Raw genomic sequence first — 22,234 nt, 5'->3', positions numbered from 1 at the left:
GCGAGGGCTGTGGGAGCTGATACGTGGCGTCAGAGCCGGTTCGTGCCGGCCGCCGCGGCCTCGACGAGCAGCGGGGCCGGTGTCCACTGCTCGCCGTGCTCGGCGTGAAGTGCTTCCAGCCGCTCGACGACGTGTGCGAGGCCCAAGGTCTGGGCGTAGTACATCGGCCCTCCCCGCCAGGCGGGGAAGCCGTACCCATTGCAGTAGACGACGTCGACGTCCGACGCCCGCTGCGCGATGCCTTCCTGGACAACGAAAGCGCCCTCGTTGACCAGGGCGAGCACACAGCGGGTGACGATCTCCTCGTCGGTGATCGTGCGGCGGGTGATGCCGGCTTCCTTGGCACACCGTTCGGCGATGGCGTCGACCTCAGGATCCGGCAACGGGATACGGCTACCGGGCTCGTAGCGATAGAAGCCGGCTCCGGTCTTCTGACCGAAGCGGCCCAGCTCGCAGATCCGGTCGGCGACCGCGGAGTACCGCAGGTGGGCCGGGCGGGTCGGCGCGAGTCGCTTGCGGGTAGCCCAGTTGATGTCCAGACCGGCGAGGTCGGCTGTCGCCAGCGGGCCCATGGCCATCCCGAAGCCGGTCATCGCACTGTCGATCTGCTGCGGCGACGCGCCTTCCTCGAGCAGGAACCAGGCCTCTCGCCAGTAGGGGGTCAGCATCCGGTTCCCGACGAACCCCTCGCCGACCCGGACCAGCACGGGAATCTTCCCGATGAACGTGGCGAACGCGAGGCTGGTGGCGATGACCTCGTCGGAGGTCCGGGCGCCCCTGACGACTTCCAGGAGCTTCATCACGTTGGCAGGACTGAAGAAATGCAGGCCGATGACGTCCTCTGGGCGGTCGGTGACGGCCGCGATCGCATCGACGTCGAGCCGCGAGGTGTTCGTCGCCAGAACGGCTCCCGGCTTGCAGACCTGGTCAAGACGGGCAAACAACCGCTGCTTGACGGGCATGTCCTCGAAGACGGCTTCGATGACGAGATCGGCGTCCGCGAGGGCGCTGTCGTCGAGGGACGGGGCGATGCGCGCGATCCGTTCGTCCACTTCGGCGGCCGTGAGCCGGCCTTTGCCTGCCGTGATCTCGTAGTTGGTGCGCACGGCGGCCAGTCCGCGCTCCAGACTCTCGGCGGAGCTGTCGATCAGTGTCACGGGCAGGCCCGCGTTCGCGACGGCCATGGCGATGCCGATGCCCATGGTCCCCGCGCCCACGATGCCGACGGAGCCGATCGGACGGGCGGGTGGCGTGGTCGCCCAGCCCTCCACTTTGGATGACTTGCGCTCGGCGAAAGACAGGTGGCGCAACGCCTTCGAGGTCGGTTCGGCCACCAGCCGGTCGAAGACGGCCCGCTCGAAGTCCAGCCCCTCCTCCAGCGGCAGCCGGGTTGCCGCGGCAACGCAGTCGATCACGGCGAGCTGGGCATCCCGGTTACGCGCCCGACGGCTCACGCTTGCCCGCAGGGCGCTGAAGTCGACCCCCGCGGCATCGACCGGGCCCGGATTCACGGTGACCGTGGTCGTCACGGAACGGGCGAACGCGACGCCCGCCTGTACCGGGTCGCCGTCGAAGACCGCGTCCGCGAGCCCGGCGTCGACCGCGGCCCTGCCGACGAGCGAGCGACCATGCTGCGCGATGTCCAGGGCCTGCTGAATTCCGATCAACCGCGGAAGCCGTTGTGTCCCACCGGCTCCGGGGACCAGGCCAAGGGTGACCTCGGGAAGACCGAGACGCGCGTCCCCGGCGACGATGCGGTAGTGGCAACCGAGTGCGAGTTCCAGGCCACCCCCGAGTGCGACACCGCTGATCGCGGCCACCACCGGGATCTCGGACGCCTGCAACGCGGCGATCACTCGGCGCAGTGTTGGCTCCGCGGTGGCGGCGGGCGTGTTGAACTGACGCACGTCAGACCCACCGGAGAACACCGCCCCCGCGCCGGCCAGCACCACAGCGCGGACGGCGGGGTCTCCGGCGCTTCGGCTCAGGGCATCCGCGATCCCGCGCCGCTGAGCGTCTCCGAGACCGTTGACGGGTGGATTGTCCACGAGGATGACCGCGATGTCACCGTCCACAGTGTAACGGACCCCGGCGTCGGGAACAGTGGTCATTGCGCTTCCTCCGAATTGGACAGACGTGCGAGATGGTGGCGCGTTTCGCCAAAGGAACGCTGGATCACGAGCAGGCGCTTGACGAAGTTGCTCAGCGGGAGCTCGTCGGTCATGCCGAGGCCCCCGTGCAGTTGCACGCTCTCGCGACCGGCGAACGCCGCTGCCTCGTTGCACTTCACCTTCGCCGCGGCCACCGTCCGCGCGGCCGTGGGCGCACCTGCCGCCAGCTCACGGGCAGCGCGAAGCGCGAGGGAGCGGCTCTGTTCCTGCAAGAGCAGCAACTCGACCAGCCGATGCCGGACTACCTGCAGCGAGCCCAGCGGAGCGCCGAACTGCCGCCGGGTGCGGACGTGCTCGACGGTGGCGTCGAGCACGGTTCCGATCACCCCGACCGCCTCGGCACAGCTGGCGGCGGTGACCTCGTCGTAGGCGGGGCCGAGCAGTTCCGGTACCCCGCCCAGCAGAGCCTGTTCCGGTACCCGGACCTCGTCCAGGTGCAGGTCCACCGCCCCGCGGCCGTCGATCGTGGGATACGGCTGGAGCGAGAGCCCCTCAGCGGAGCGGGGCACGAGGAAGAGCAATGGGCCCGCGGCGGCGGGGCGGGCCGAGACGACGAACAGGTCCGCGGCGCCACCGTCCATCACAACGCACTTGCTCCCGCTCAACCGCCAGCCAACGCCAGTGGTGCGAGTCGCCGTGGTACCGACCGGGGCATCGGGGTGGTCAGCAGAACCCTCGCCGTGCGCGAGCCCGACGAGTTGCCTGCCGGCGAACAGTTCGGCGCGGGCCGCTGCGCCGGGGTCTCCCGCCGCGGCGAGGATCCGCCCGCACACGAGCGCCGTCAGGTAGGGCGCCGTCACGAGGTGCCGGCCGAGAGTCTCCGCCAGGTAGTAGGTCTCGACGGGGGTGGCGCCCTCGCCGCCGTACTCCGTCGCAACGGTCAGCCCGAGTGCCCCGATGGCCGCGAGATGCTCCCACAGCCCAGCGTCGGCTGCCGCAGTCTTGGGGCCGGGTTCCGGGTAGTCGCGCCGCAAGTAGTCGCCGAGTCCTTCGGCGAGCGCACGGGCGTCGTCTTCAGCCGGCACGGCGTGCCTCCCGGAGGCCGAGGGCGTGCCGGGCGATGAGATCTCGCTGGACCTCGTCGGCACCCCCATAGATCGTGATCTTGCGCAGGTTGAGCTCGAAACGAGCAAGCTGCGCGTGCGGGTCCTCCGGCTCTTCGGTGGGGCGAAGTGGCAGCGCCCGCAAGCCGGCCACCTCGACCAGGTGCTCGCTGATCCGGCGGGCGAGGTCCGTACCGAGGAGTTTGAGGATCGACGCTTCGGCGCCATGACCTGCGCCCGCCAGGTCCTGTTCCACCAGCCGCACGTTCGCTTCTTCGAGGGCGAGCAGGTCGACCTCCAGGCGGGCCAGTGCGGCGGCGAGCAGCGGGTCGTCCACCGGGCGGCTCCCGTCCGGGCCCTCGGCGGTGCTCAGCCGCCGCAGAAACCGGAACTCGCGACGGGCACGGCCGAAGCGCGCGGCGCCGAACCGCTCTCTGGAGAGTAGGTATCTCGCGCACGCCCAGCCCTCGCCGAGCTGTCCGACCAGGTTCCCGGCCGGTACCACGACGTCATCGAAGAACACGTCGTTGATCTCGGTGCCGCCGTCGAGTGTCCGGATCGGACGTACCGTGATCCCCGGCGACCGCATGTCCACGAGGAGAAACGAGATCCCGGCGTGGGCCTGGGAGCCGGGATCGGTCCTGGCGAGACAGAACATCATGTCGGCGTACTGGGCGAACGTCGTCCAGGTCTTCTGCCCGTTGACCACGAAGCCGTGGCCGGTCACGTCGGCGCGAAGCCGCAACGAGGCCAGGTCGGAACCGGCGCCGGGCTCGCTGAAACCCTGGCACCACCAGTCCTCACCGGTGAGGATTCGCGGGAGGTAACGGGCCCGCTGCGAGTCGGTACCGAACTTCAGGAGCACCGGGCCGACCATCCGCAGCCCGAACGGCGATGTCTCGGGTGCGCCCGCGATCGCGGCCTCGTCGTCGAATATCTGCCGCTGGTCGGCCGACCACGCAACACCGCCGTACTCGTCCGGCCACCCCGGGGCGACCCAGCCGCGCCGGTACAGGATCCGCTGCCACGCAAGGAAGTCCTCGGGTACCAGGTGATGGTGGTGGATCACCTTGTGCCGCAGGCGGTCCGGAAGTTCGGCCTCGAGGAACGCACGCACCTCCGCGCGGAACCCGGCGAGATCGGCGCGTTCACCCATGTGTCACGCCCCGGAGGTCGACGGGCGCGGCCGTGACCTCCTGCAGCTGAGCCGGTGTCACGCCGGGCGCCAGTTCGCGAGCCCGGAACCCGGCCGGCGTCACGTCGAGCGTCGCGAGGTCGGTGTAGACGCGGGTCACCGAGCCGACCCCGGTCAGCGGCAGCGTGCAGCTCTCGACGAGCCGTGACTCGCCGTCCTTGGTCAGGTGGTCCATGAACACGAAGACCCGCTTGGCGCCGACGGCCAGGTCCATCGCGCCGCCGACCGCAGCCGCGACGTCCGGTCGGCCGAGCGACCAGTTGGCGAGGTCGCCGGTGGCGGCGACCTGATAGGCGCCGAGCACACAGTAGTCGAGATGGCCGCCGCGCATCATGGCGAAGGAGTCCGCGTGGTGGAAGATCGCCGCGCCCGGTACGAGACCGACCGGTTGTTTCCCAGCGTTGACCAGGTCCGGGTCAGGTGCGGCTCCGGGCGCCAGCGCTCGCATCCCGAGGATCCCGTTCTCACTGTGGACGATGACCTCGTCCGCGGCGTCCCAGTGCTCGACCACGGTCACGGGCAGTCCGATACCGAGGTTGACGACGGACCCGGGTGGAATGTCGCGCGCGATCGCTCGCGCCGTCTCGACGCGGGTGCGGCTCATGCGGTCCTCCCCTGCTCGGCGCCGTCGTGAACGACCCGCTGGACGAAGATCCCGGGGGTGACCACGACCTCCGGATCCATGTCGCCCAAGGGAACGCGATTGTCCACTTCGGCCACTGCCGTGCTTGCGGCCATGCACATGAGCGGGCCGAAGTTGCGCCCGGCGTACCGGTAGGTGAGGTTGCCCCAGCGATCCGCGGTGGCAGCTTTGACGAGCGCGAAATCGCCACCCAGTGGGGTTTCGAAGACGTAGCCCCGGCCATCGATCACCCGGGTCTCCTTGCCCTCGGCGAGTGGGGTCCCGTAACCGGTGGGCGTGAAGAAGCCGCCGAGTCCGCCGCCTGCCGCCCGCAGCCGCTCGGCCAGCGTGCCCTGCGGGACACACTCGTATTCGAGGGCGCCCTTGGCGTACGCGTCCTCGAAAGCCTGAGCGTTGGCGCCCCGCGGGTAGGAGGCGATCAACTTGGCGACACGGCCGAGCCGGATCAGCCGGGCGAGGCCGCTCTCCCCGGTACCGCCGTTGTTGCACACGATCGTCAGGCCCGTGGCACCCTGTTCGGCCAGTGCGTCGAGCAGCTCGACCGGCTGCCCCGAGGTCCCGAAGCCGCTCACCAGCACGGTGGCACCGTCGGGGATATCGGCCACCGCCTCCGCGCGGGTCGCGACGAACTTGTCGATCATGACACCCCCAGGATCGCGGTGGCCTCGCTGGACAGGACCCCGCCGTTGCCGTGCACGAGTGCGGTACGCGCGCCGTCGACCTGGCGATCGCCGGCCTGGCCGCGAAGCTGGGTCACGGCCTCGATAACAAGGAAGATGCTGTACATCCCGGGATGGGTGAAGGAGAGCCCTCCCCCGTTGGTGTTCATCGGCAGCGAGCCGCCGGGCCCGGTCCGGCCGCCCTCGACGAATGCCCCGCCCTCGCCCTTGGCGCAGAAGCCCAGGTCTTCGAGGAACAGGATCGGGGTGATGGTGAACGCGTCGTACAGCTCGACGATGTCGATGTCTGCCGGGCGCAGGCCGGCGGTAGCGAAGGCCCTGCGCCCGGAGTCCACCGCCGGGGTCACCGTCAGATCCGGCATGCTGGAGATCTGCCGGTGCCAGTGGGCGTGGCCGACTCCCAGCACGTCGACAGGCGCAGGACACAGATCCGCTGCCCGTTCCGACGACGTGACGACGAAGGCACCGGCACCGTCGGTCACCAGACAGCAGTCCCGCACCGTGAGCGGGTCCGAGATCATCGGGGCCGCTAGTACGTCATCGATGGTCAGTGAGTCACGGGCGAAGGCGTCGGAATTGAGCTGGGCCCAGCGTCGCGCCGAGACCGCGACCTCCGCGAGCTGCTCCCGGGTCGTTCCGTACTCGTGCATGTGCCGGGCCGTCGCCAGCGCGTAACTGGTCACCGGGTTGAAGGGCTTGTACGGATGTTCGTAGTGCTGCGGATCGAGCTCGGCGCGCATCCGGTTGATCTGCGAGCTGCTGGGGGCGCTGCGCGGTGTGGCTCCGTAACAGATCAGCACGTTCTCGCACCGGCCCGCCGCGATCGCCAGCTGCGCGATCTCCAGCGCCGCAATGAACGACGAGCCGCCGAACATGGTCGAGTCGGAGAAACTCGGGCGGATACCCAGGTATTCGGCCATCCGCATGACCCACCACGGCGAGGTCAGGCTTGCCGTGATCAGGCCGTCGATGTCCGACATGCGCAGCCCGCTCGCCCTGACCGCCGTGTGTGCGGCCTGGGCGATGATGTCCTGCTCGCTCCGGGATCCCGCGTGGCCGAGCGCGGCCAGGCCGGTGCCGGCCACCGCGATGCCGTTCCGGCGCCCGCTCACCGGGGCTGCTCCGGGACGAACACGATGAGCGGCTCGTCGTCGGCGAGGATCCTCGCCCGGACCGGCATTCCAATGGTGACGGACTCGGGTGCAAGCCCGTCGATCCGCGTCATCATGCGGGGACCTTCCTCGAGATCGACCAGGGCGACGTTGTAGGCCGCCGACCGCCCCCGGACGACCGTCGTCGAGTAGACGTGACCGAGCCCCGAGGCGAGGACCCACTCCAGGGACGTCGAGTCACAGAAGGGACAGACCACCCGGGGATAGAAGTGGGCGCGACCGCATTCCGCGCAGCGCGGAATGCGGAATTCTCCCTCTGCAAGAAAAGCGCGGTAACGATGGTCCGCGCCCGTACTGCTCGCCTCATTGCGGATGTCGTACATATTGATTCTTACATTTCTCCGATAGGGCCGACGGTGCACTGTACCCAGGCAATTCAAAATTGATCCGGGAGCGCGATGCCGAACTTTTCCGTTCGAGACTAGGCCTCGCGCGCCCCGAAAGCGATCCGAGAGATCAGAACGCTGCGTTCGTCGCCCTCACAGACGGGTGTCCGCGACGCGCGGATCGTCGAGCAGGAAGGTTACGAACGCCTGTGTGTAGTCGGGCAGCGTCTCGTCGTGCCGGGTGGCCAGTTGCAGCTCGCGGCGCGCCCAGGGTTCGGGTAATGGCAGCCCCGCGATTCGCAGGTCCTGCAAGTACTCCTCGGCCACGCTCCGGGGTACCAGGGCGATGCCGACACCGGCCTCCACGAGCCGGAGGACGGCGGCGAAGTCGTGGCCGTGGACACGCACGTTGAGGTGAACACCCGCCTGCCTCGCAACCTCCTTGAGGAACAGGTAGTTGCTGCTGCTCCGGCTCATGCACACGAAGTCGAAGTCGAGCGTGGCCGCGAAGTCCACCTCGTCGGACGCGGTGAGCGGATGCCCGATCGGGGCGACCACGATCAGTTCGTCGAGCGCGTAGCGCACGATCCTCGCCCCGCCACCGGCCGAGACCGGTCCCGCGAACACACCGATGTCGACGTCCTTGTCGACCACTCCGGCGACGATCGAGCTGCTCGGACGCTCCTCGAGATCGATGTTGATGTCGGGATTGGCCAGCAGGAACCGGCTCACGCTCGGCAGGATGAACCCGTTGAGCGCGCTGCTGTTCGCCCACATCCGAATATTGCCGCGCAAACCCGCGGAGAAGCGCGCGAGGTCGCCCTGCATCCGCTCGATACCCGAGAGGAGGCCCCGTACGTGGTCGAGCAGCGCGTTTCCCGCCGGCGTCAGGCGCATCCCCCGCGGTGTGCGGGTGAACAACTCGGTGCCCAGAGCGTGCTCGAGGTTCTTGAGCCGGTAGCTCGCCGACGAGGCCGTGATGTAGAGGGCCGCGGCGCCGCCGGACAGGCTCTGTGCCTCGGCGATCGCATGAAACAGCCGGAGATCGGTGAGGTCGTAGCGCATCCATACTCCCGCGGCCACCCCCGGCTGGGGATGCTTCCTGGCGGGAGCGAGCATATCAACGCGCCGCACGGTCGAGAAACGGCTGCATGTACGTCTGCGGCTCACCGGTCGTGAAGGCCGCACCGAACTCGGCGACACTCGCCGTGGCCGCATCGGACACGGTACGCCCCTCCCACTCCCTCAGCAGACGCTTCTGTTGGCGCAGAACGGCCGGTCCGAAACGAGCGAAGCGGGCTGCATGCTCGGCCACCCGCGCGTCGAGCTCCTCGAGCGGGCAGGTCTCGTCGACGAGCCCCCAGCTCAGAGCAGTCCCGGCATCGATCGACTCGCCGGTGAGAATCATCCAGGAAGCCCTGGCGGCACCGATCAGCCTCGGCATGAGCGCCGCGTGGATGACCGACGGGATGCCCACCGCGACCTCCGGCATGCCGAAGCGCGCGGTATCGCTGCTGATCCGCAGGTCGCACGCCATCGCCAGCTCCAGGCCTCCGCCGAGTGTCCAGTCAGGAATGCGGCAGATGACGGGCACCGGGAACAGCCGCACGGCCTCGCACAGCACGCGCAGCCGATCGATGAACTGCTCTGCCGAGCGCTGGTCGAGCCTCGCCATCTCGTGGATGTCGGCACCGGCCGCGAAGGCCTTGTCGCCGCTACCACGCAACACCAGCGCACGAATGCCGGTGCGCTGGGCGAGCCCGGTGAGTGCCGTGGTCAGGTCGAGGATCACCGGGGTGCCGAGGATGTTGGCCGACTTGGCGTTCGTGATACGCAGCGTGGCGATTCCCGCACCGTCGACGACGGCCTCCGCATGCGGCAGGTCGATCCGGTACACCGGCGCCGCGGTGTTCTGCTGACTCATTCGGTACCCATCCCCTGAAAGACGTGGTCGTAGCCGGGCTTGACTACCATCGGCCCGTCCGGCCCGCCCGCACGAAGGTTCCGCGCGACGGCTTCTCCGCCTAACACCAGGGCCCCGCAAGAATCCGGGAAAGATCGAGCACTTTGATACCGCGAAGTGCGTTCTCCAGCATTTATCTGCCTCATTGCTCGCTGTCTTTCGATCAGCGTAGGCACCGCCGCCGGAAAACATCCAGTCGACTTCTCCGAAGCCTGCCTTCGTCAGCGCCGAAAGCCGCCCGGCTGATCACGGTGTCTCCTCGCCCACCACGGTGTCCTGCGCGAGTGGCTCGCGGCGCAGGACGAGTTTGGTCGTTCTGACGGTGTAGGCGTCGGGGGCCTCGTCCCAGTCGGCGGTACGCGTCGTGACCCGCTCGGCGGGGAATCCGGTGCGGTGCAGGAATTCCAGCAGGCTGGGCAGGATCGCGCGGACGTGGGAGACGCCCAGCCGCAAGGTCGCGTCGGTCGCGTACATGTGCATCAGCGGCACCCGGGTACCGGTGGCGAGGTAGTAGCCGACGGCCGTGCACACGCCCCCTGGCGCCAGCGCACGCACGGCGTCCCGCAGCCCCGATGAACGGGAGGTCGCTTCGACGACGACGTCGTAGCCCTGGTGCCGTGGCCGGACCTGCGTCGTCACGGATCTCGCGCCGAAGGACTCGGCGATCGAGCGGCGTCTGGCACTGTCATCGACGTAGTCCACAACGGAGGCACCGTGCGCGACAGCGAGACCAGCTGCGTACAGGCCGATGCTCTTGGCGCCGCCACCGAGAACGAGCACCGAGCCGCCTTCGCGGGCGGCCAGTGGCGGCACAACCGCACGCCAGGCATCGGCAAGGTTGTCGCTTGCGGCGGCCACCCGCTCGGCGGGGACGCCGGCCGGCACCGGGACGAGCATGTGCTCGGCGAAGGGCACCCGGAACTCGTCGGTGACCATGCCGCCCCAGGAGCCGCTGGCCGGCCCGAAACCGTACGCGGCCAGCGTTCCACCCCGGGCTGCGGTGACGCACTTGGAGGTGAGGCCGCGCCGGCAGGGCGAGCAGGTGCCGCAGGACACCGCCCACGGCACGATCACCCGCTGCCCGACCCTCAACCGCGTCACCTCTGGTCCGAGGGCGATGATCTCGGCAACGCACTCGTGGCCGATGGCGAAGGGCCCGCGGAAGGGGATCTTCCCGCAGATGCTGCCGACGACCGGATCGACAAGGCCGAGCGCCATGCCCGCCTGCAGCGGCCGGGACACCGGCCGGTGAATCGGCAGGGTGTCGCCGTCGCAGCGGCCGGCGATGAACGGGCGCACGATCGCATCGCCCGGATCCAGCAGGACTGGTTTGTCGCGTTCGTGCCAGGCCAGCCGCCCGCTGCGCTCGAACCGCAGTTCACGCACCGGGCGTCGTCCCCTCAACGAGAGAGACCAGCTCGGCGTAGCGGATGATCTCCCCGCCGGCGCCCCAGGTGCCTTCAGCCTGTTCGTGGATGAGCACCCACACGCGGAGTGCGTCGGCCTTGACGAGCCCGGCGGCGTCGAGCACGGCCGCGGTGGCGTCCTTGACCAGTCCCGCCTTGCGGCGATCCGACAGCGCGCCCTGGGGCACTGTGACGTCTACCCGGAAGCGGGGTCCGTCGTCCTCGGCAGTGGTCTGTGCATGCTGGGGTAGCTCGTGCAGATAGCTCCACGCCTGGGAGCGGAAGAACTCGTTGTCCGGCGCGCCCTCCCAGCGCAACACCACGGCCGCGAGCTCACGCTGGATGCTCACCCTTCCCTCTGACGTCAGTGCTCCGACGGGAGCGGTCAGTTGGACCATCGGCATGGCGCACTCCTCGGCTCGTACGGCGTCCACCACTGGCTATAACGGTCGTTATAGCCAGCGCCGACGCTACACTATGACGAGTGTTATAGCCAGGAAGGGACGCCGATGACCGAGCAGAACCCGTTGTCGCGCCAGCAACTCGTCGCCGGAGCGGCTGACATGATCCGCCGCCGCGGGCTCAACGCGACCAGCATCCGCGAGGTCGCCAAACATGCCCAGACTCCGCTTGGCTCCACATATCACTACTTCCCCGGCGGGAAACAGCAACTGGCCACCGAAGCGGTCCGCTTCGCCGGTGACGCCGTGGCCCGGATGCTCGACAAGGAGCTGCGGGCCGGCCCGGTCGAAGGACTCCGCGCCTTTCTCGCCCTCTGGCGCGAGATCATCACCAGCACCGACTTCCAGGCCGGTTGTCCCGTCCTCGCAGTGTCCATCGAAGAACACGCGGCCGATGAACGCCCCGCAGTCCTTGCCGCCGCGGCCGAGGTGTTCAACGGCTGGGAGGCGCAACTCGCCGACTCGATGCGCCAACACGGCGCTGACCCGCAGGCGGCCGGGCAACTCGCCACACTCGTGGTCGCCGCGGCCGAGGGCGCCGTGGCCATGTGCCGCGCCCAGCGCAGCACTCGACCGCTCGACCAGGTATCCGCCCAGCTCGAAGAACTGACCAGAACGACAGTCTGCAACTGATGGCCTCGCGGCGACCTCCGGCTACGGAGCGCCTTCGCGGTCGGCGAGGGTCAGGCGGATCTCCTTGATATCGCAGGTGGCGCGGAACGGGATGTCGTAGTCGGCGCAGATCGGGGTGCCGTAGCTGCGGCCGATCGATCCGCCCTCGCCGCCGAACAGGCTGGCCGTGGTGCTGGTCAGCCGGCACCGGCCGGCGTGCTCACCGTCGACCTCCAGCGTGAGGTCGCCACCCTTCCCGCGGCCGCCCCCGTCGTAGTCGAACCGGACGCGCACGACGTGGCTGCCTTGGCCCAGTGGCGCGGCCGCGGCGAGTCTGGCGGGTCCGCGGGCGGCGGCAGGGGCCTTGTAGAGAAAGGTCGGCACCCCGTCGAAGAGGAACAGGCCCCAGCCGACCATCCAGCCGCCCTGGGTGATGATCGTGCCACTGTCCATACCGGACACGACGAGGTCGGCCTCCAGCTCCCACGACCGGTTCTTGATGTCGGGGAACGACTGGTCGAAGTAGCGGATCTCGGAGCCGTACAGGGTGATTTCCGGTCGCCCGTTGAACACGTAGGGCCGGTTGTGCATGCTGAGCCGGCTCGCCCACTGCGCGCTGAGTGGATAGATGTGGTACCGCTCGGCGGCGGCGTCGAAGTCCTTGCGTAGTTCGGCAAGGCGGTCCGGGTCGGCTGCCGCGAGGTCGTCGGCCTGCGCGAAGTCGCGGTCGACGTGGTAGAGCTCCCATTCGTAGTCCTCCGGCGGCACGGAGCTCTGCGTTTCCTGCCACGGCAGCTGTTCCGGCCGGGTGGAGGCGATCCAGCCGTCCTTGTAGTAGGCCCGGTTGCCGAGCAGTTCGAAGTACTGTTCGCGATGCCGGCCGGGCGCGTCGGGAGCCTCGAAGGCGTAGCACATGCTGACCCCTTCGATCGGCTGTTGTTCGATGCCGGGGAACTCCGGACCGGGGGTGATACCGGCGATTTCGTAGATGGTGGGCGCGATATCGACGACGTGGTGGAACTGGCTGCGGATCTGGCCGCCGTGCTCGCGAAGCCGGGCAGGCCAGCTCACCACCAGCCCGTTGCGGGTGCCGCCGAAGTGTGAAGCGACCCGCTTCTGCCACTTGAACGGCGTGTTCATCGCCCACGCCCACCCCGACGGATAGTTCGCGAAGGACAGTGGACCGCCGAGATCGTCGTAAGCCGCCAGCATGTCCTCGAGCGACACGCGGACCCCGTTCAACCCCGTGTAGTCGTTCACCGATCCTTCCGGGCCGCCTTCAGCGCTGGCGCCGTTGTCACCCTGGATGTAGAACACCACCGTGTTCTCCAACCGCCCGGCACGTTCCAGTTCGCCAAGCACCCGGCCGAGCTGATGCTCGAAATGGCTCAGCTGCGCGGCGTGGACCTCCATCATGCGGGTGGCGAGCTTGCGTTGCTCCGGGGTGAGCGAGTCCCAGGCGGGAATCCCGTCCGGGCGCGGGCTCATCCTGGTATCGGCGGGGACGATGCCCATGGCCTTCTGGCGTTCGAAGGTCTCCGCCCGTACCTGGTCCCAGCCCTGGTCGAAACGCCCGGCGTACCGCTCGATCCAGTCCTTGGGCGCCTGGTGCGGTGAATGTGCGGTGCCCGGCGCCAGATACAACAGGAACGGCCGGTCCGGGGTCAGCGTGCTCTGCAGGCGAAGCCAGTCGATCGCGTGGTCGGCGAGATCGCGGTCGAGGGTGTAGTCCGGATCGTCTTCCGGCGGCGCGATCGGGGTTGTTCCTGAGATCAGCGTGGGCCGGAACTGGCTCGTCGCGGCGCTCTGGAACCCGTAGAAGTAGTCGAAGCCCATCCCCGTCGGCCAGCGGTCGAACGGGCCGGCCGGGGTGATCTCCCAGTCCGGGGTGTTGTGGTTCTTGCCCAGCCACGCCGTGTTGTAGCCATGCGCACGCAGGATGTGGCCGATCGTCGGCGCCGATTCCGGGATCACCGAGGAATAGCCGTCCACATCAGTCGCCATGTTGGTGAGCGCACCGGTATTGACCGAGTGATGATTACGGCCGGTCAGCAGTGCGGCACGCGTCGGCGAGCACATCGCCGTGGTGTGGAACTGGTTGTACCGCAAGCCCTCCCGACTGAGCGCGTCCATGACAGGCGTGTCGATCGGCCCGCCGAACGCGCTCGACGCGCCGAAACCGACATCATCGGTCAGGACGATCAAGATGTTCGGGGACCCGGGTGCGGCTGGCGGACGGCCCAGCATGATGTGCCTCCAACTTCTGCGGTGGATGCGACAGACGACTCGTGTTCGGTGACCTGAATGGACAGACCAGGCGCTGCTCTCGGTGAGCATCTTGCTTGCCAAAGTTGAATGTTGCAATAACAACTCGCGTGTGTCAATGTCGACGATCGAGCCTGGCCAACGATGATCGAGCCAGGCCGACGCAGGACACTCGATCAGATCGGTCCCCAACACCAACGACGGTGCAGGAAAGGGAAAGCCCGATGGATCAACGACGATCTCCGCATCGCGCTCCCAGTACTATCTCCCGGCGAACCGCCCTGCTCGGACTCACGAGCGTAGGCTGCGGTGCCGCCTTGAGCGGCTGCCGGCTGGCGGTCGACGAGGCACGCGGCGAGTCGCACGGTACCGCGCCGCGCGCCGGCGGCACGCTGACGATGGCGGTGAACATCGACGCCGACCCTGCAGCCGCCCAGTCGCAGCTGACCAGCTCGATCACCTGGCGCCGGCTGGTGTTCGAAACGCTCACCGCCTACGACGAGAACGGCATCCCGCAACCACAGCTGGCGACCGGCTGGGAGTTCTCCGAAGGCGGCCGGGTGCTCACGCTTCGCCTGCGGCCGGACGTGTTGTTGCATTCCGGCCGCGCAGTAGACGCGCGCGACGTGATCTACTCGCTGGGGCGTACCGCGGATCCGGACGCCCGGTCGCAGGGGCGGTCGATCGCATCGGTGATCGCCGACATGACCGCCGACGACCCGCACACGGTGCGCATACGACTGCAACGCCCGGCATCGAACCTGTTCGACCTCTTCGAGCTGGCATCGGTCATCGACCACGAGAGTGCGAACGACCTCGCCCGCGGCACCTCCGTGATCGGAACCGGACCGTTCACCTGGGAATCCTGGACACCGGGCGACTCACTCCACCTGACCCGCAACCCGCACTACCGCGTTCCCGGCCGGCCGTATCTCGACCGGATCGAGCAGTCGACGATCATCGATCCGACCGCCTTGGTCACGGCTATCCGGGGCGGCCGTGCCCATGTCGGATACGGGTCCGCACCGCTGGACGCGAAGGGCCTGTCCGCCGACGGCCGCTTCGAGATCGGCCTTTCCGCGGGAGCGGCGTATTCCCTGGGGCTGGACGTCCTGGCCCCGCCGTTCACCGACATCCGGGTGCGCCAGGCGATCGGTTACGCGATCGACCGGGAACGCATCCGCACCCAGGTCTTCGCCGGTTACGGCGAGGCCAGCAGCCTCTGGTGGACCCGCAACGAACCGGGCTGGGACGAGACGCAGTCGACGACCTACCGGTACGACCCCGAGCTGGCGCGCTCGATGATCGCCGCCGCGGGCGCGACCGGCAAGCGGATCGTCATGGACGTGCGAGGGCTGGTGTCGGTACGCAGCATGGCCGAGATCGTGCGCTACGACCTGGAAGCCGTGGGGCTGGGCGTGCAGATCCAGATACTCGACAGCGCCACCTTCGACCAGCGCCTCGCGACCGGGAAGCTGAATCCGTTGTGGGCGACCGCATTCGGGATCGCAGATCTGGGCGCGGCAACGCTGGTCAGCTCGATCCCGCCGTTCCTGCCCTCGGGCAACGCGTCACATTTCCGCGCCGACGCCTACCAGGCGATCGTGCACACGGCGCTCACCGCACCGCCGGACAAGCGCAAAGCCAGCGTGCACGCACTGGGCGCGTACCTGCAGGAGCAGGCGTTCGACCACAGCCTCGTCGTGGCCCCGCTGATGACGCTGCGGTCCCGGCGCGTCCGCGACGCCGCGCAGACCAGGCTCGGCGCCCTCGTCCTCGACAACGCATACCTGGTGTGACCATGGCCCGCTACCTTCTGCGCAGGGTCCCCTCGGCCCTCCTCGTACTGTTCGCGACCTCCGTACTGGCGTTCGTCCTGCCGCGGCTGGCGCCGGGCGATCCAGCCGTGACCATCGCCGGCCCCGACGCGACCGCGGCCGAGGTCGCGGCCATCCGCGCCGACCTCGGACTCGACCGGCCGATGGTGACGCAGTACCTGCACTGGCTCGGCGACGCGCTGCACGGGAACTTCGGCACCTCCTACCTCACCGACCGCCCGGTGACGCAGCTCCTGCTCGACCGCGCCGGCAGCACGGTGCAACTCGCCATCCTCGCCGCACTGCTCATGGTGGTGCTCGGGCTCGGCCTGGGAATCATCGCCGGTTCCGTCCGCCGCCGTTCGGCTCGCAGCGCCCTCGACCTGTTCTCCACGACGCTGCTCGGGACACCGCCGTTCCTTTCCGGACTGCTCTTGGTGCTGCTGCTGGGCATCGCGGTGCCGCTCCTGCCGGTCAGCGGGGAGGTTTCCCTGTTCGCCGACCCGGTGATCGGCATCCAGTACCTGCTGCTTCCGGCACTGGCGCTGGCGTTGACGCAGTCCGCGGCGATCGCGCGACTGGTGCGCAGCGCGATGGACCAGGCCCGAGGCGAGGACTACGTGCAAACGGCGATCGCGAAAGGCGCCTCGGACACCCGCGTGACGCTGCGGCACGTCCTGCGGAACTCATTGTCGAGCGCGCTGGTGACCTTCGGCATCCGGTTCGGCGAACTGCTCGGTGGCGCGATCGTGGTCGAGGCCATCTTCGCCCGCAATGGGCTGGGCACGCTGGCGGTGACGAGCGTGAACCAGCGTGACTACGCCGTCCTGCAGGCCATCACGCTGCTGGCCGTCGCCATCGCCGTGATCACGCAACTGCTCACCGAGATCGGGCTCGCCGCGCTCGATCCCAGGATCAAACTGGAGAGTGCGCGATGACCGTCGACTCGCAGGCGCCGGCCGCGACCGCCGGCCCGACGACACCACGACCGACACGGCACCGGACCTTGCGCCGTTACCTTGGCGCGCTGCGCCGCCCGCGCGGCGCCGTGGGGATCACGCTGCTGGGCGTGCTCGTGGCCGCCGCGGTGCTGGTGCCGCTGTTCTCCTCCGGGTACGACGCCCAGTCGATGAACACCTTCGCCGGACCCAGCTGGGCGCATCCGTTCGGCACCGACGAGCTCGGCCGCGACATCGCCGTCCGGACGCTCTACGGCCTGCGGATCGATCTGGTCCTGCTGTCCGCCGGCGTGCTGACGGCCATGGTGCTCGGCACCGTCCTCGGCGCCATCGGTGCGCTGTCCCGGGCGCTCGGCTTGTTCTTCCAACGGGTGTTCGACATCATCCAGGGCTTTCCCAGCCTCATCCTCGGCATGGTGGTCGCCTTGCTCGTGGGCCCTGGCATGCTCGCCCTTTCCATCAGCATCGTGATCTTCGCGCTGCCCGGCTTCGGCAGGCTCGCGCGGGCCGGGTTGCTCTCCCAGGAACGCAGGGAGTACGTGCTCGCGGCACAGACGATGGGCATCCCGCGGTGGCGGGTGCTGGTCCGGCACATCCTGCCCAACACGATCGACCCGATCATCGTCCACACCGCGATCGCGATGGTGATCGCGATCTTCCTCGAGACCGGGCTGTCGGTGGTGGGCCTGGGTATCCAGCCACCCGAACCGTCGCTGGGCTCGCTGCTCAACAGTGGTGTGCGGTTCCTGTCGCTGGCCCCGGTCTACGTCCTCGGACCCGCGATAGTCCTGATTCTGCTCGCCTTGTCCTTCAGCCTGCTCTCCGACGCACTCAACGAGGAGGTGCTGCGGAAATGACCACGACCCTTCCCCCCGGCGACGGGCTGCTCGACATCGACGGCCTGCGGATCCGGTTCCCCAGTACGGACGGCGCGGTGACGGCCGTCGACAACGTGTCGCTGCGGATCCATCGCGGCGAGATCGTCGGCCTGGTCGGCGAGTCCGGCTCCGGAAAGTCGGTGACCGCACGCAGCCTGCTGCGCATGGTCCCGGAACCCGGCCAGGTCGCCGGCGGCACGATCAGCTACGGCGGCGACGACCTGCTCTCGCTCGGAAAGCGGGAGATGCGGGCGATCAGGGGCGACCGGATCGCCATGGTGTTCCAGGACCCGCAGGCCTCCCTCAACCCGGTCCTGACCGTCGGTGCACAGGTGGCCGAGGCACTGCTCGTGCACGGCACACCACGCCGGCACGCGTGGACGCGCGCCGCCGAGCTACTCGACCTGGTCGGCATCCCGGACGGCGAACGACGGCTGCGCGACTATCCGCACCAGTTCTCCGGCGGCATGCGCCAGCGGGTCGTCATCGCGATGGCATTGGCCCGCGAGCCCGAGATGCTGGTCGCGGACGAACCGACGACCGCGCTCGACGTGACGATTCAGGCGCAGATCCTGCGCCTGCTCGCCGAGCTGCGGGAGCGCACCGGTGTCGCTGTCCTGATGATCACCCACGACATGGGCGTGATCGCCGAGCTGTGTGACTCGGTGGCGGTGATGTACGGCGGGCGCATCGTCGAGCGCGGTGCGGTCGACGCGGTTCTGCGCACACCGGCGCACCCGTACACGCGGGCGCTGCTGCGCGCCATGCCGCGCCTGGACACGCCGATCGGGCAGCGGCTCACCGCGATCCCCGGCCAGCCACCGGATCCGGCGAGGCTCCCGGACGGCTGCGCCTTCCACCCGAGGTGCGCGCTGGCGGTGGACCGCTGCCGTTCCGAAGTACCGCCGCTCGATCCGCTGCCTGCGAGTCCCGGACGGCTCGCCGCCTGCTGGGAGATCGGCAGCACCGCCCCGGAGCCCGCCGGTGGCCCAGCCGCACCCGCTCCCATGGCTGGTTCGGGTAAAACGATCCTCGATGTCGAGGCCCTGCGGGTGAACGTCGGCAGCCGCCGTCGCCCGGTCTTCGCCGTCGACAGTGTGGATCTGCGCGTCCGGGCCGGCGAGACGGTCGGGCTGGTCGGCGAATCGGGCTGCGGCAAGTCCACCCTCGCCCGGACCCTGGTCGGCATCGAAACACCGCACTCGGGATCTGTCACCGTGCAGGGGCAGGACCTCAACGGGCTGTCCGGGCGTGCGAGGCGTGCGATGCGACGCAGCGTGCAGTACGTGTTCCAGGACCCGTACGCCTCGCTCAACCCACGCCGCACCATCCGCGAGGCCCTGGAGGAGGCATTGCAGGCACGGGGCGTGCCGCCGCACGAACGGCCCGGCCGGGTCGTCGAACTGCTGGAGCGCGTCGGCCTGGCGGCACGGCACCAGGAGCGGCTGCCGCACGCGTTCTCCGGCGGTCAGCGCCAGCGGATCGGCATCGCCAGGGCTCTGGCAGTCGAACCCGAGTGCCTGGTGCTGGACGAGCCGGTGTCCGCATTGGACGTTTCCATCCAGGCACAGATCATCAACCTGCTCGGGGACCTGCGCGACGAGCTCGGCCTCGGTTACCTTTTCATCGCCCACGACCTGGCGGTGGTACGGGCCATCAGCGACCGGACGATGGTCATGTACCTCGGCCGGATCGTGGAGAGCGGCCCCACCGAACAGCTCTTCGCCAGGCCACGGCACCCCTACACCCAGGCACTGCTGTCCTCCTCGCCGCAGGCCGAGCCGGGCGCGCGGCGGGAGCGGATCCTGCTCCGCGGTGACCTGCCGAGCCCGAAGGATCCCCCGTCCGGCTGCCGGTTCCGGACCCGCTGCCCCATCGGCCCACTGGCCCATCCGGACCGGACGATATGCGCCGAACAGTCGCCACCGTTGCTCGCCGACGACACCGGGCACGGCGCGGCCTGCCACTTCCCCGGTGAGCTGCTGGGCCTCACGGAAAGGGATGCCCATGCCCGCTGACGACGAGACGCTGTCGGAACGACTCGTCAGGGCTTTCCTGACGAAACCGGCGGCGCAGCTGCCTGACACGGTCCTTCGCGCGGCGGTGGACCGCGTGGTCGACACGGTCGGCGTGGGACTCGCCGGCGCGAGGACCCCGGCGGCGGAGGCCGTGGCGCGTGCCGCGCTCGCCGACGCCGGCCGGTCCGGCGTGCCGGTATGGGGGCACGGCGTCCGCACCCCCGCACGGACGGCCGTGCTGGTCAACGGCACCGCCGCACACGCGCTCGACTTCGACGACAGTATCTTCGGCACGATCATGCACATCGGCGCGCTCGTCGTCCCGGTGGCACTGGCTGTGGGCGAGGAGGTCGGCGCGACCGGCCACGAGCTCCTCGCTGCCGTCGCATGTGGATACCAGGTGGCCGACGTCCTCGGCGGGCTGGCACCCGCGCAGTTCCAGCCGCGCGGCTTCCAGCCGTCCGCGGTCCTCGGGGTGTTCGCCGGTGTCATGGTGGCGGCACGTCTGCGCGGTCTCGATGCCGAAACCACGGTCGACGCCTTCGGCCTCGCCGGCAGCATGGCAAGCGGGCTCATGGAGTTCGTCGTCAGCGGCGGCGACACGAAGCCACTGCAGCTCGGCTGGGCGGCGCAGTCGAGCCTCTACGCCGTCGATCTCGCCATCGCGGGCGCCCGTGGACCCAGGACCGTGCTCGACGGCAGGTTCGGCATCTTTCAGTCCTTTGTGGATAAGACCGTGCCGCCGGATGTCACCATGTGGGCGGACCACGCGATCCTGCGCGTGGCCACGAAGCCCTACCCGGTGTGCCACGGGATTCACGATCCCGCCGACCTCTGGCTCGACGTGGCGCAGGAGATCCGCGACCGCGGCCTCGACCCGGTCTCCGACGTCGAGCACCTCACCTGCCTGGTCTCCGAGTTCACCGCACGCCTCACCCTCGATCCGCTACCGGTCAAACGACGGCCGCTGAGCGCGCATCACGCCCGGTTCAGCATGCCGTACTGCCTGGCCCGCATCGCCATCGACGGCGAACTCGGTCTGCGCAGCTTTCGCACCGGCCTGCTCGAGGACCCGGCGGCCGCGGCGTTCATGGACAAGATCGACTATGAGGTGGTCCAGCCGGGCGCCCACACCGACCTGGCCCGCGTCGGGCTCCGTGTGCGCCTGGCCGGCGGTGAGGTACTGGAGCGCTTTCTCGAACGCGCGCGCGACGCGCGGCAGGACCTCTTCGGACCGGCCGAACTGCGGGACAAGTTCCGGCAAACCACCGGCGGGCACGGCGAACCCGACGCGGCGCTCGCCGCCGCGACAGCGATCCACGAGGAGAACGACGCGTCTGCGTTCTTCGCGTGGCTGGGTGGCCGAGGCCACCCAGTGGCAACTGACCGACCGGAGCCAGAAGGAGCCGCAGGGAATTGACCGATCTTCGACCAGATACCGCGCCGGTGTCCGATGTGGATCCGTTCGCACCCGCGTCACTCGCCGACCCGATCCCGGTCGACGAAGCGCTACGCGAGCTGGGACCGTTGGTATGGCTGAGAAAATACGATCTGTGGGCGACCGGACGTCATGAGACGGTCGAGCGGATCTTCCGCGATCCGACAGTGTTCGAGTCATCCGCGGGTACGGGGCTAACCAACATCAAACATGAGGAGAACTGGCGTCCGCCGAGCGTGATCCTGGAAGCGGACCCACCCGAGCACGGCAAGTACCGCAAGGTGATGACCACTGTCCTGTCCCAGCGGGTGATCCGCCGGCTGAAGGACGAGTTCCGTGCCCACGCCGATGACCTGGTCGCCGACCTGGTGGGTCGCGGCGAGTTCGACGCGGCGAAGGACCTCGCGGAGGCTTTTCCGTTGCGTGTGCTGCCCGACGCGGTCGGGCTCGCCCCCGAGGGCCGGGAACACCTGCTCACCTACGCGAACCTCAACTTCCAGGCGATGGGGCCGAAGAACGCGCTCTACCAGGAGGCGGTGGCGAACGCCGTCGACGCCACGCAGTACGTGAACTGGCAGATGCGCCGCGAAAACCTCGACGAGGACAAGCTCGCGGGAAGCATCTTCGCCGCGGCCGACAAGGGCGACATCTCAGCCGAGGACGCGGGCATGCTGGTGCGGACGTTCCTGTCCGCCGGACTCGACACGACGATTCTCGGCATCGGTATCGCCATCAAGGCACTGGCGGACAACGAAACCGCGTGGCAAGCCCTGCGAGCCGACCCATCGCTTGCGCGGACCGTCTTCGAAGAAGGGTTGCGGTGGTACGCACCGAGCCCGTTCATCGGCCGCACGACCACCTGCCCCGTGGAGATCGACGGCGCGTTCCTGGGGGCCGCGCAGAAGGTGCTCCTGCTCGTGGGCGCCGCCAACCGCGATCCACGCAGATGGGAACGGCCCGAGCAGTTCGATCTGGCGCGGGACACCTCCGGCCAGCTCGCGTTCGGTACCGGAATCCACGGCTGTGTCGGCCAGATGATGGCCCGGATGGAGGCCGAGGTGGTGCTGAGCGCCTTGGCGGAACGCGCCGGGTCGGTGGAGCTCGCCGGCCCCCCTGCGCCGAAGTTGTCAAACTGGCTCCGCGGCTATGACTCGCTTCCCGTCCGTGTCACGCCGAAGAGGGGATGA

19 protein-coding genes are annotated in these 22,234 nt (G+C 69.0%); 7 read left to right on the top strand and 12 right to left on the bottom strand.

Annotated features, from left to right (window positions below):
* Window positions 1-29: 29 nt before the first annotated feature.
* The 11 genes from ABZ863_RS08675 to ABZ863_RS08625 all read right to left on the bottom strand — a co-directional run bounded on the left by ABZ863_RS08675 (window position 30) and on the right by ABZ863_RS08625 (window position 11,003).
* Complete coding sequence (locus tag ABZ863_RS08675; RefSeq protein WP_358532548.1) at window positions 30-2,111, bottom strand: 3-hydroxyacyl-CoA dehydrogenase NAD-binding domain-containing protein; 2,082 nt, start codon at window positions 2,109-2,111, stop codon at window positions 30-32.
* On the bottom strand, window positions 2,108-3,196 hold the full coding sequence (locus ABZ863_RS08670) for an acyl-CoA dehydrogenase family protein (protein ID WP_358532545.1): 1,089 nt from the start codon (window positions 3,194-3,196) through the stop codon (window positions 2,108-2,110). The genes ABZ863_RS08675 and ABZ863_RS08670 overlap by 4 nt, the downstream gene beginning before the upstream one ends.
* A complete protein-coding gene (locus tag ABZ863_RS08665) occupies window positions 3,186-4,370 on the bottom strand; it encodes an acyl-CoA dehydrogenase family protein (RefSeq protein ID WP_358532542.1) in 1,185 nt (394 codons plus the stop codon). Before ABZ863_RS08665 ends, ABZ863_RS08670 begins: the two co-directional genes overlap by 11 nt.
* Window positions 4,363-5,013 (bottom strand): 3-oxoacid CoA-transferase subunit B, encoded by a 651-nt coding sequence (locus ABZ863_RS08660; protein WP_358532539.1) that lies wholly within the window; start codon window positions 5,011-5,013, stop codon window positions 4,363-4,365. Before ABZ863_RS08660 ends, ABZ863_RS08665 begins: the two co-directional genes overlap by 8 nt.
* A complete protein-coding gene (locus ABZ863_RS08655; protein ID WP_358532536.1) occupies window positions 5,010-5,693 on the bottom strand; it encodes a 3-oxoacid CoA-transferase subunit A in 684 nt (227 codons plus the stop codon). Before ABZ863_RS08655 ends, ABZ863_RS08660 begins: the two co-directional genes overlap by 4 nt.
* The gene (locus ABZ863_RS08650) at window positions 5,690-6,844 is read right to left on the bottom strand and encodes a thiolase (RefSeq protein WP_358532533.1); all 1,155 of its coding nucleotides are present in this window, start codon (window positions 6,842-6,844) and stop codon (window positions 5,690-5,692) included. The genes ABZ863_RS08655 and ABZ863_RS08650 overlap by 4 nt, the downstream gene beginning before the upstream one ends.
* Window positions 6,841-7,227: an OB-fold domain-containing protein gene (locus tag ABZ863_RS08645; protein ID WP_358532530.1), complete on the bottom strand. Its 387-nt coding sequence runs from the start codon at window positions 7,225-7,227 to the stop codon at window positions 6,841-6,843. Before ABZ863_RS08645 ends, ABZ863_RS08650 begins: the two co-directional genes overlap by 4 nt.
* 156 nt (window positions 7,228-7,383) lie before the next feature.
* Window positions 7,384-8,295 carry a LysR family transcriptional regulator gene (locus tag ABZ863_RS08640; RefSeq protein ID WP_358532527.1) on the bottom strand — a complete coding sequence of 304 codons (912 nt, stop codon included), beginning with the start codon at window positions 8,293-8,295 and terminating at the stop codon, window positions 7,384-7,386.
* 55 nt (window positions 8,296-8,350) lie between these two features.
* Complete coding sequence (locus ABZ863_RS08635; protein ID WP_358532525.1) at window positions 8,351-9,154, bottom strand: enoyl-CoA hydratase; 804 nt, start codon at window positions 9,152-9,154, stop codon at window positions 8,351-8,353.
* 285 nt (window positions 9,155-9,439) lie between these two features.
* Entirely contained in the window at window positions 9,440-10,579 is a 1,140-nt protein-coding gene (locus ABZ863_RS08630) for an alcohol dehydrogenase catalytic domain-containing protein (protein WP_358532522.1), read from the bottom strand.
* Window positions 10,572-11,003 carry a tautomerase family protein gene (locus tag ABZ863_RS08625; RefSeq protein WP_358532518.1) on the bottom strand — a complete coding sequence of 144 codons (432 nt, stop codon included), beginning with the start codon at window positions 11,001-11,003 and terminating at the stop codon, window positions 10,572-10,574. The genes ABZ863_RS08630 and ABZ863_RS08625 overlap by 8 nt, the downstream gene beginning before the upstream one ends.
* A 105-nt stretch (window positions 11,004-11,108) precedes the next feature.
* Here ABZ863_RS08625 and ABZ863_RS08620 point away from each other — a divergent pair, with 105 nt between their 5' ends.
* Window positions 11,109-11,693, top strand: a complete 585-nt coding sequence (locus tag ABZ863_RS08620; protein WP_358532516.1) for a helix-turn-helix domain-containing protein — start codon at window positions 11,109-11,111, stop codon at window positions 11,691-11,693.
* Window positions 11,694-11,714: 21 nt separating this feature from the next.
* On the opposite strand, the gene ABZ863_RS08615 is transcribed toward ABZ863_RS08620, so the two are convergent.
* The gene (locus tag ABZ863_RS08615) at window positions 11,715-13,919 is read right to left on the bottom strand and encodes an arylsulfatase (protein ID WP_358532513.1); all 2,205 of its coding nucleotides are present in this window, start codon (window positions 13,917-13,919) and stop codon (window positions 11,715-11,717) included.
* A 335-nt stretch (window positions 13,920-14,254) separates the two neighbouring features.
* On the opposite strand from ABZ863_RS08615, the gene ABZ863_RS08610 reads away from it, so the two are divergent.
* The 6 genes from ABZ863_RS08610 to ABZ863_RS08585 are packed head-to-tail and all read left to right on the top strand — an operon-like array spanning window position 14,255 to window position 22,234.
* Window positions 14,255-15,736 carry an ABC transporter substrate-binding protein gene (locus tag ABZ863_RS08610; RefSeq protein WP_358532511.1) on the top strand — a complete coding sequence of 494 codons (1,482 nt, stop codon included), beginning with the start codon at window positions 14,255-14,257 and terminating at the stop codon, window positions 15,734-15,736.
* A gap of 2 nt (window positions 15,737-15,738) precedes the next feature.
* Entirely contained in the window at window positions 15,739-16,692 is a 954-nt protein-coding gene (locus ABZ863_RS08605) for an ABC transporter permease (RefSeq protein ID WP_358532509.1), read from the top strand.
* Window positions 16,689-17,570, top strand: a complete 882-nt coding sequence (locus ABZ863_RS08600) for an ABC transporter permease (RefSeq protein ID WP_358532508.1) — start codon at window positions 16,689-16,691, stop codon at window positions 17,568-17,570. The genes ABZ863_RS08605 and ABZ863_RS08600 overlap by 4 nt, the downstream gene beginning before the upstream one ends.
* Window positions 17,567-19,609 carry an ABC transporter ATP-binding protein gene (locus ABZ863_RS08595; RefSeq protein ID WP_358532506.1) on the top strand — a complete coding sequence of 681 codons (2,043 nt, stop codon included), beginning with the start codon at window positions 17,567-17,569 and terminating at the stop codon, window positions 19,607-19,609. Before ABZ863_RS08600 ends, ABZ863_RS08595 begins: the two co-directional genes overlap by 4 nt.
* Window positions 19,599-21,029 carry an MmgE/PrpD family protein gene (locus ABZ863_RS08590; protein ID WP_358532504.1) on the top strand — a complete coding sequence of 477 codons (1,431 nt, stop codon included), beginning with the start codon at window positions 19,599-19,601 and terminating at the stop codon, window positions 21,027-21,029. The genes ABZ863_RS08595 and ABZ863_RS08590 overlap by 11 nt, the downstream gene beginning before the upstream one ends.
* Window positions 21,026-22,234: a cytochrome P450 gene (locus ABZ863_RS08585; protein ID WP_358532501.1), complete on the top strand. Its 1,209-nt coding sequence runs from the start codon at window positions 21,026-21,028 to the stop codon at window positions 22,232-22,234. Before ABZ863_RS08590 ends, ABZ863_RS08585 begins: the two co-directional genes overlap by 4 nt.

The sequence above is a fragment of the Saccharomonospora sp. NPDC046836 genome, from assembly GCF_040645195.1.
GTDB lineage: Bacteria > Actinomycetota > Actinomycetes > Mycobacteriales > Pseudonocardiaceae > Prauserella_A.
This window is presented reverse-complemented; position numbering and strand designations above follow the sequence as displayed.

Bases quoted from the DNA above. Each gene is read 5' to 3' on its own strand.
- ABZ863_RS08675 (WP_358532548.1), bottom strand. From the start codon at position 2,111: ATGACCACTGTTCCCGACGCCGGGGTCCGTTACACTGTGGACGGTGAC.
- ABZ863_RS08665 (WP_358532542.1), bottom strand. From the start codon at position 4,370: ATGGGTGAACGCGCCGATCTCGCCGGGTTCCGCGCGGAGGTGCGTGCG.
- ABZ863_RS08660 (WP_358532539.1), bottom strand. From the start codon at position 5,013: ATGAGCCGCACCCGCGTCGAGACGGCGCGAGCGATCGCGCGCGACATT.
- ABZ863_RS08655 (WP_358532536.1), bottom strand. From the start codon at position 5,693: ATGATCGACAAGTTCGTCGCGACCCGCGCGGAGGCGGTGGCCGATATC.
- ABZ863_RS08645 (WP_358532530.1), bottom strand. From the start codon at position 7,227: ATGTACGACATCCGCAATGAGGCGAGCAGTACGGGCGCGGACCATCGT.
- ABZ863_RS08640 (WP_358532527.1), bottom strand. From the start codon at position 8,295: ATGCGCTACGACCTCACCGATCTCCGGCTGTTTCATGCGATCGCCGAG.
- ABZ863_RS08635 (WP_358532525.1), bottom strand. From the start codon at position 9,154: ATGAGTCAGCAGAACACCGCGGCGCCGGTGTACCGGATCGACCTGCCG.
- ABZ863_RS08625 (WP_358532518.1), bottom strand. From the start codon at position 11,003: ATGCCGATGGTCCAACTGACCGCTCCCGTCGGAGCACTGACGTCAGAG.
- ABZ863_RS08620 (WP_358532516.1), top strand. From the start codon at position 11,109: ATGACCGAGCAGAACCCGTTGTCGCGCCAGCAACTCGTCGCCGGAGCG.
- ABZ863_RS08615 (WP_358532513.1), bottom strand. From the start codon at position 13,919: ATGCTGGGCCGTCCGCCAGCCGCACCCGGGTCCCCGAACATCTTGATC.
- ABZ863_RS08605 (WP_358532509.1), top strand. From the start codon at position 15,739: ATGGCCCGCTACCTTCTGCGCAGGGTCCCCTCGGCCCTCCTCGTACTG.
- ABZ863_RS08600 (WP_358532508.1), top strand. From the start codon at position 16,689: ATGACCGTCGACTCGCAGGCGCCGGCCGCGACCGCCGGCCCGACGACA.
- ABZ863_RS08595 (WP_358532506.1), top strand. From the start codon at position 17,567: ATGACCACGACCCTTCCCCCCGGCGACGGGCTGCTCGACATCGACGGC.
- ABZ863_RS08590 (WP_358532504.1), top strand. From the start codon at position 19,599: ATGCCCGCTGACGACGAGACGCTGTCGGAACGACTCGTCAGGGCTTTC.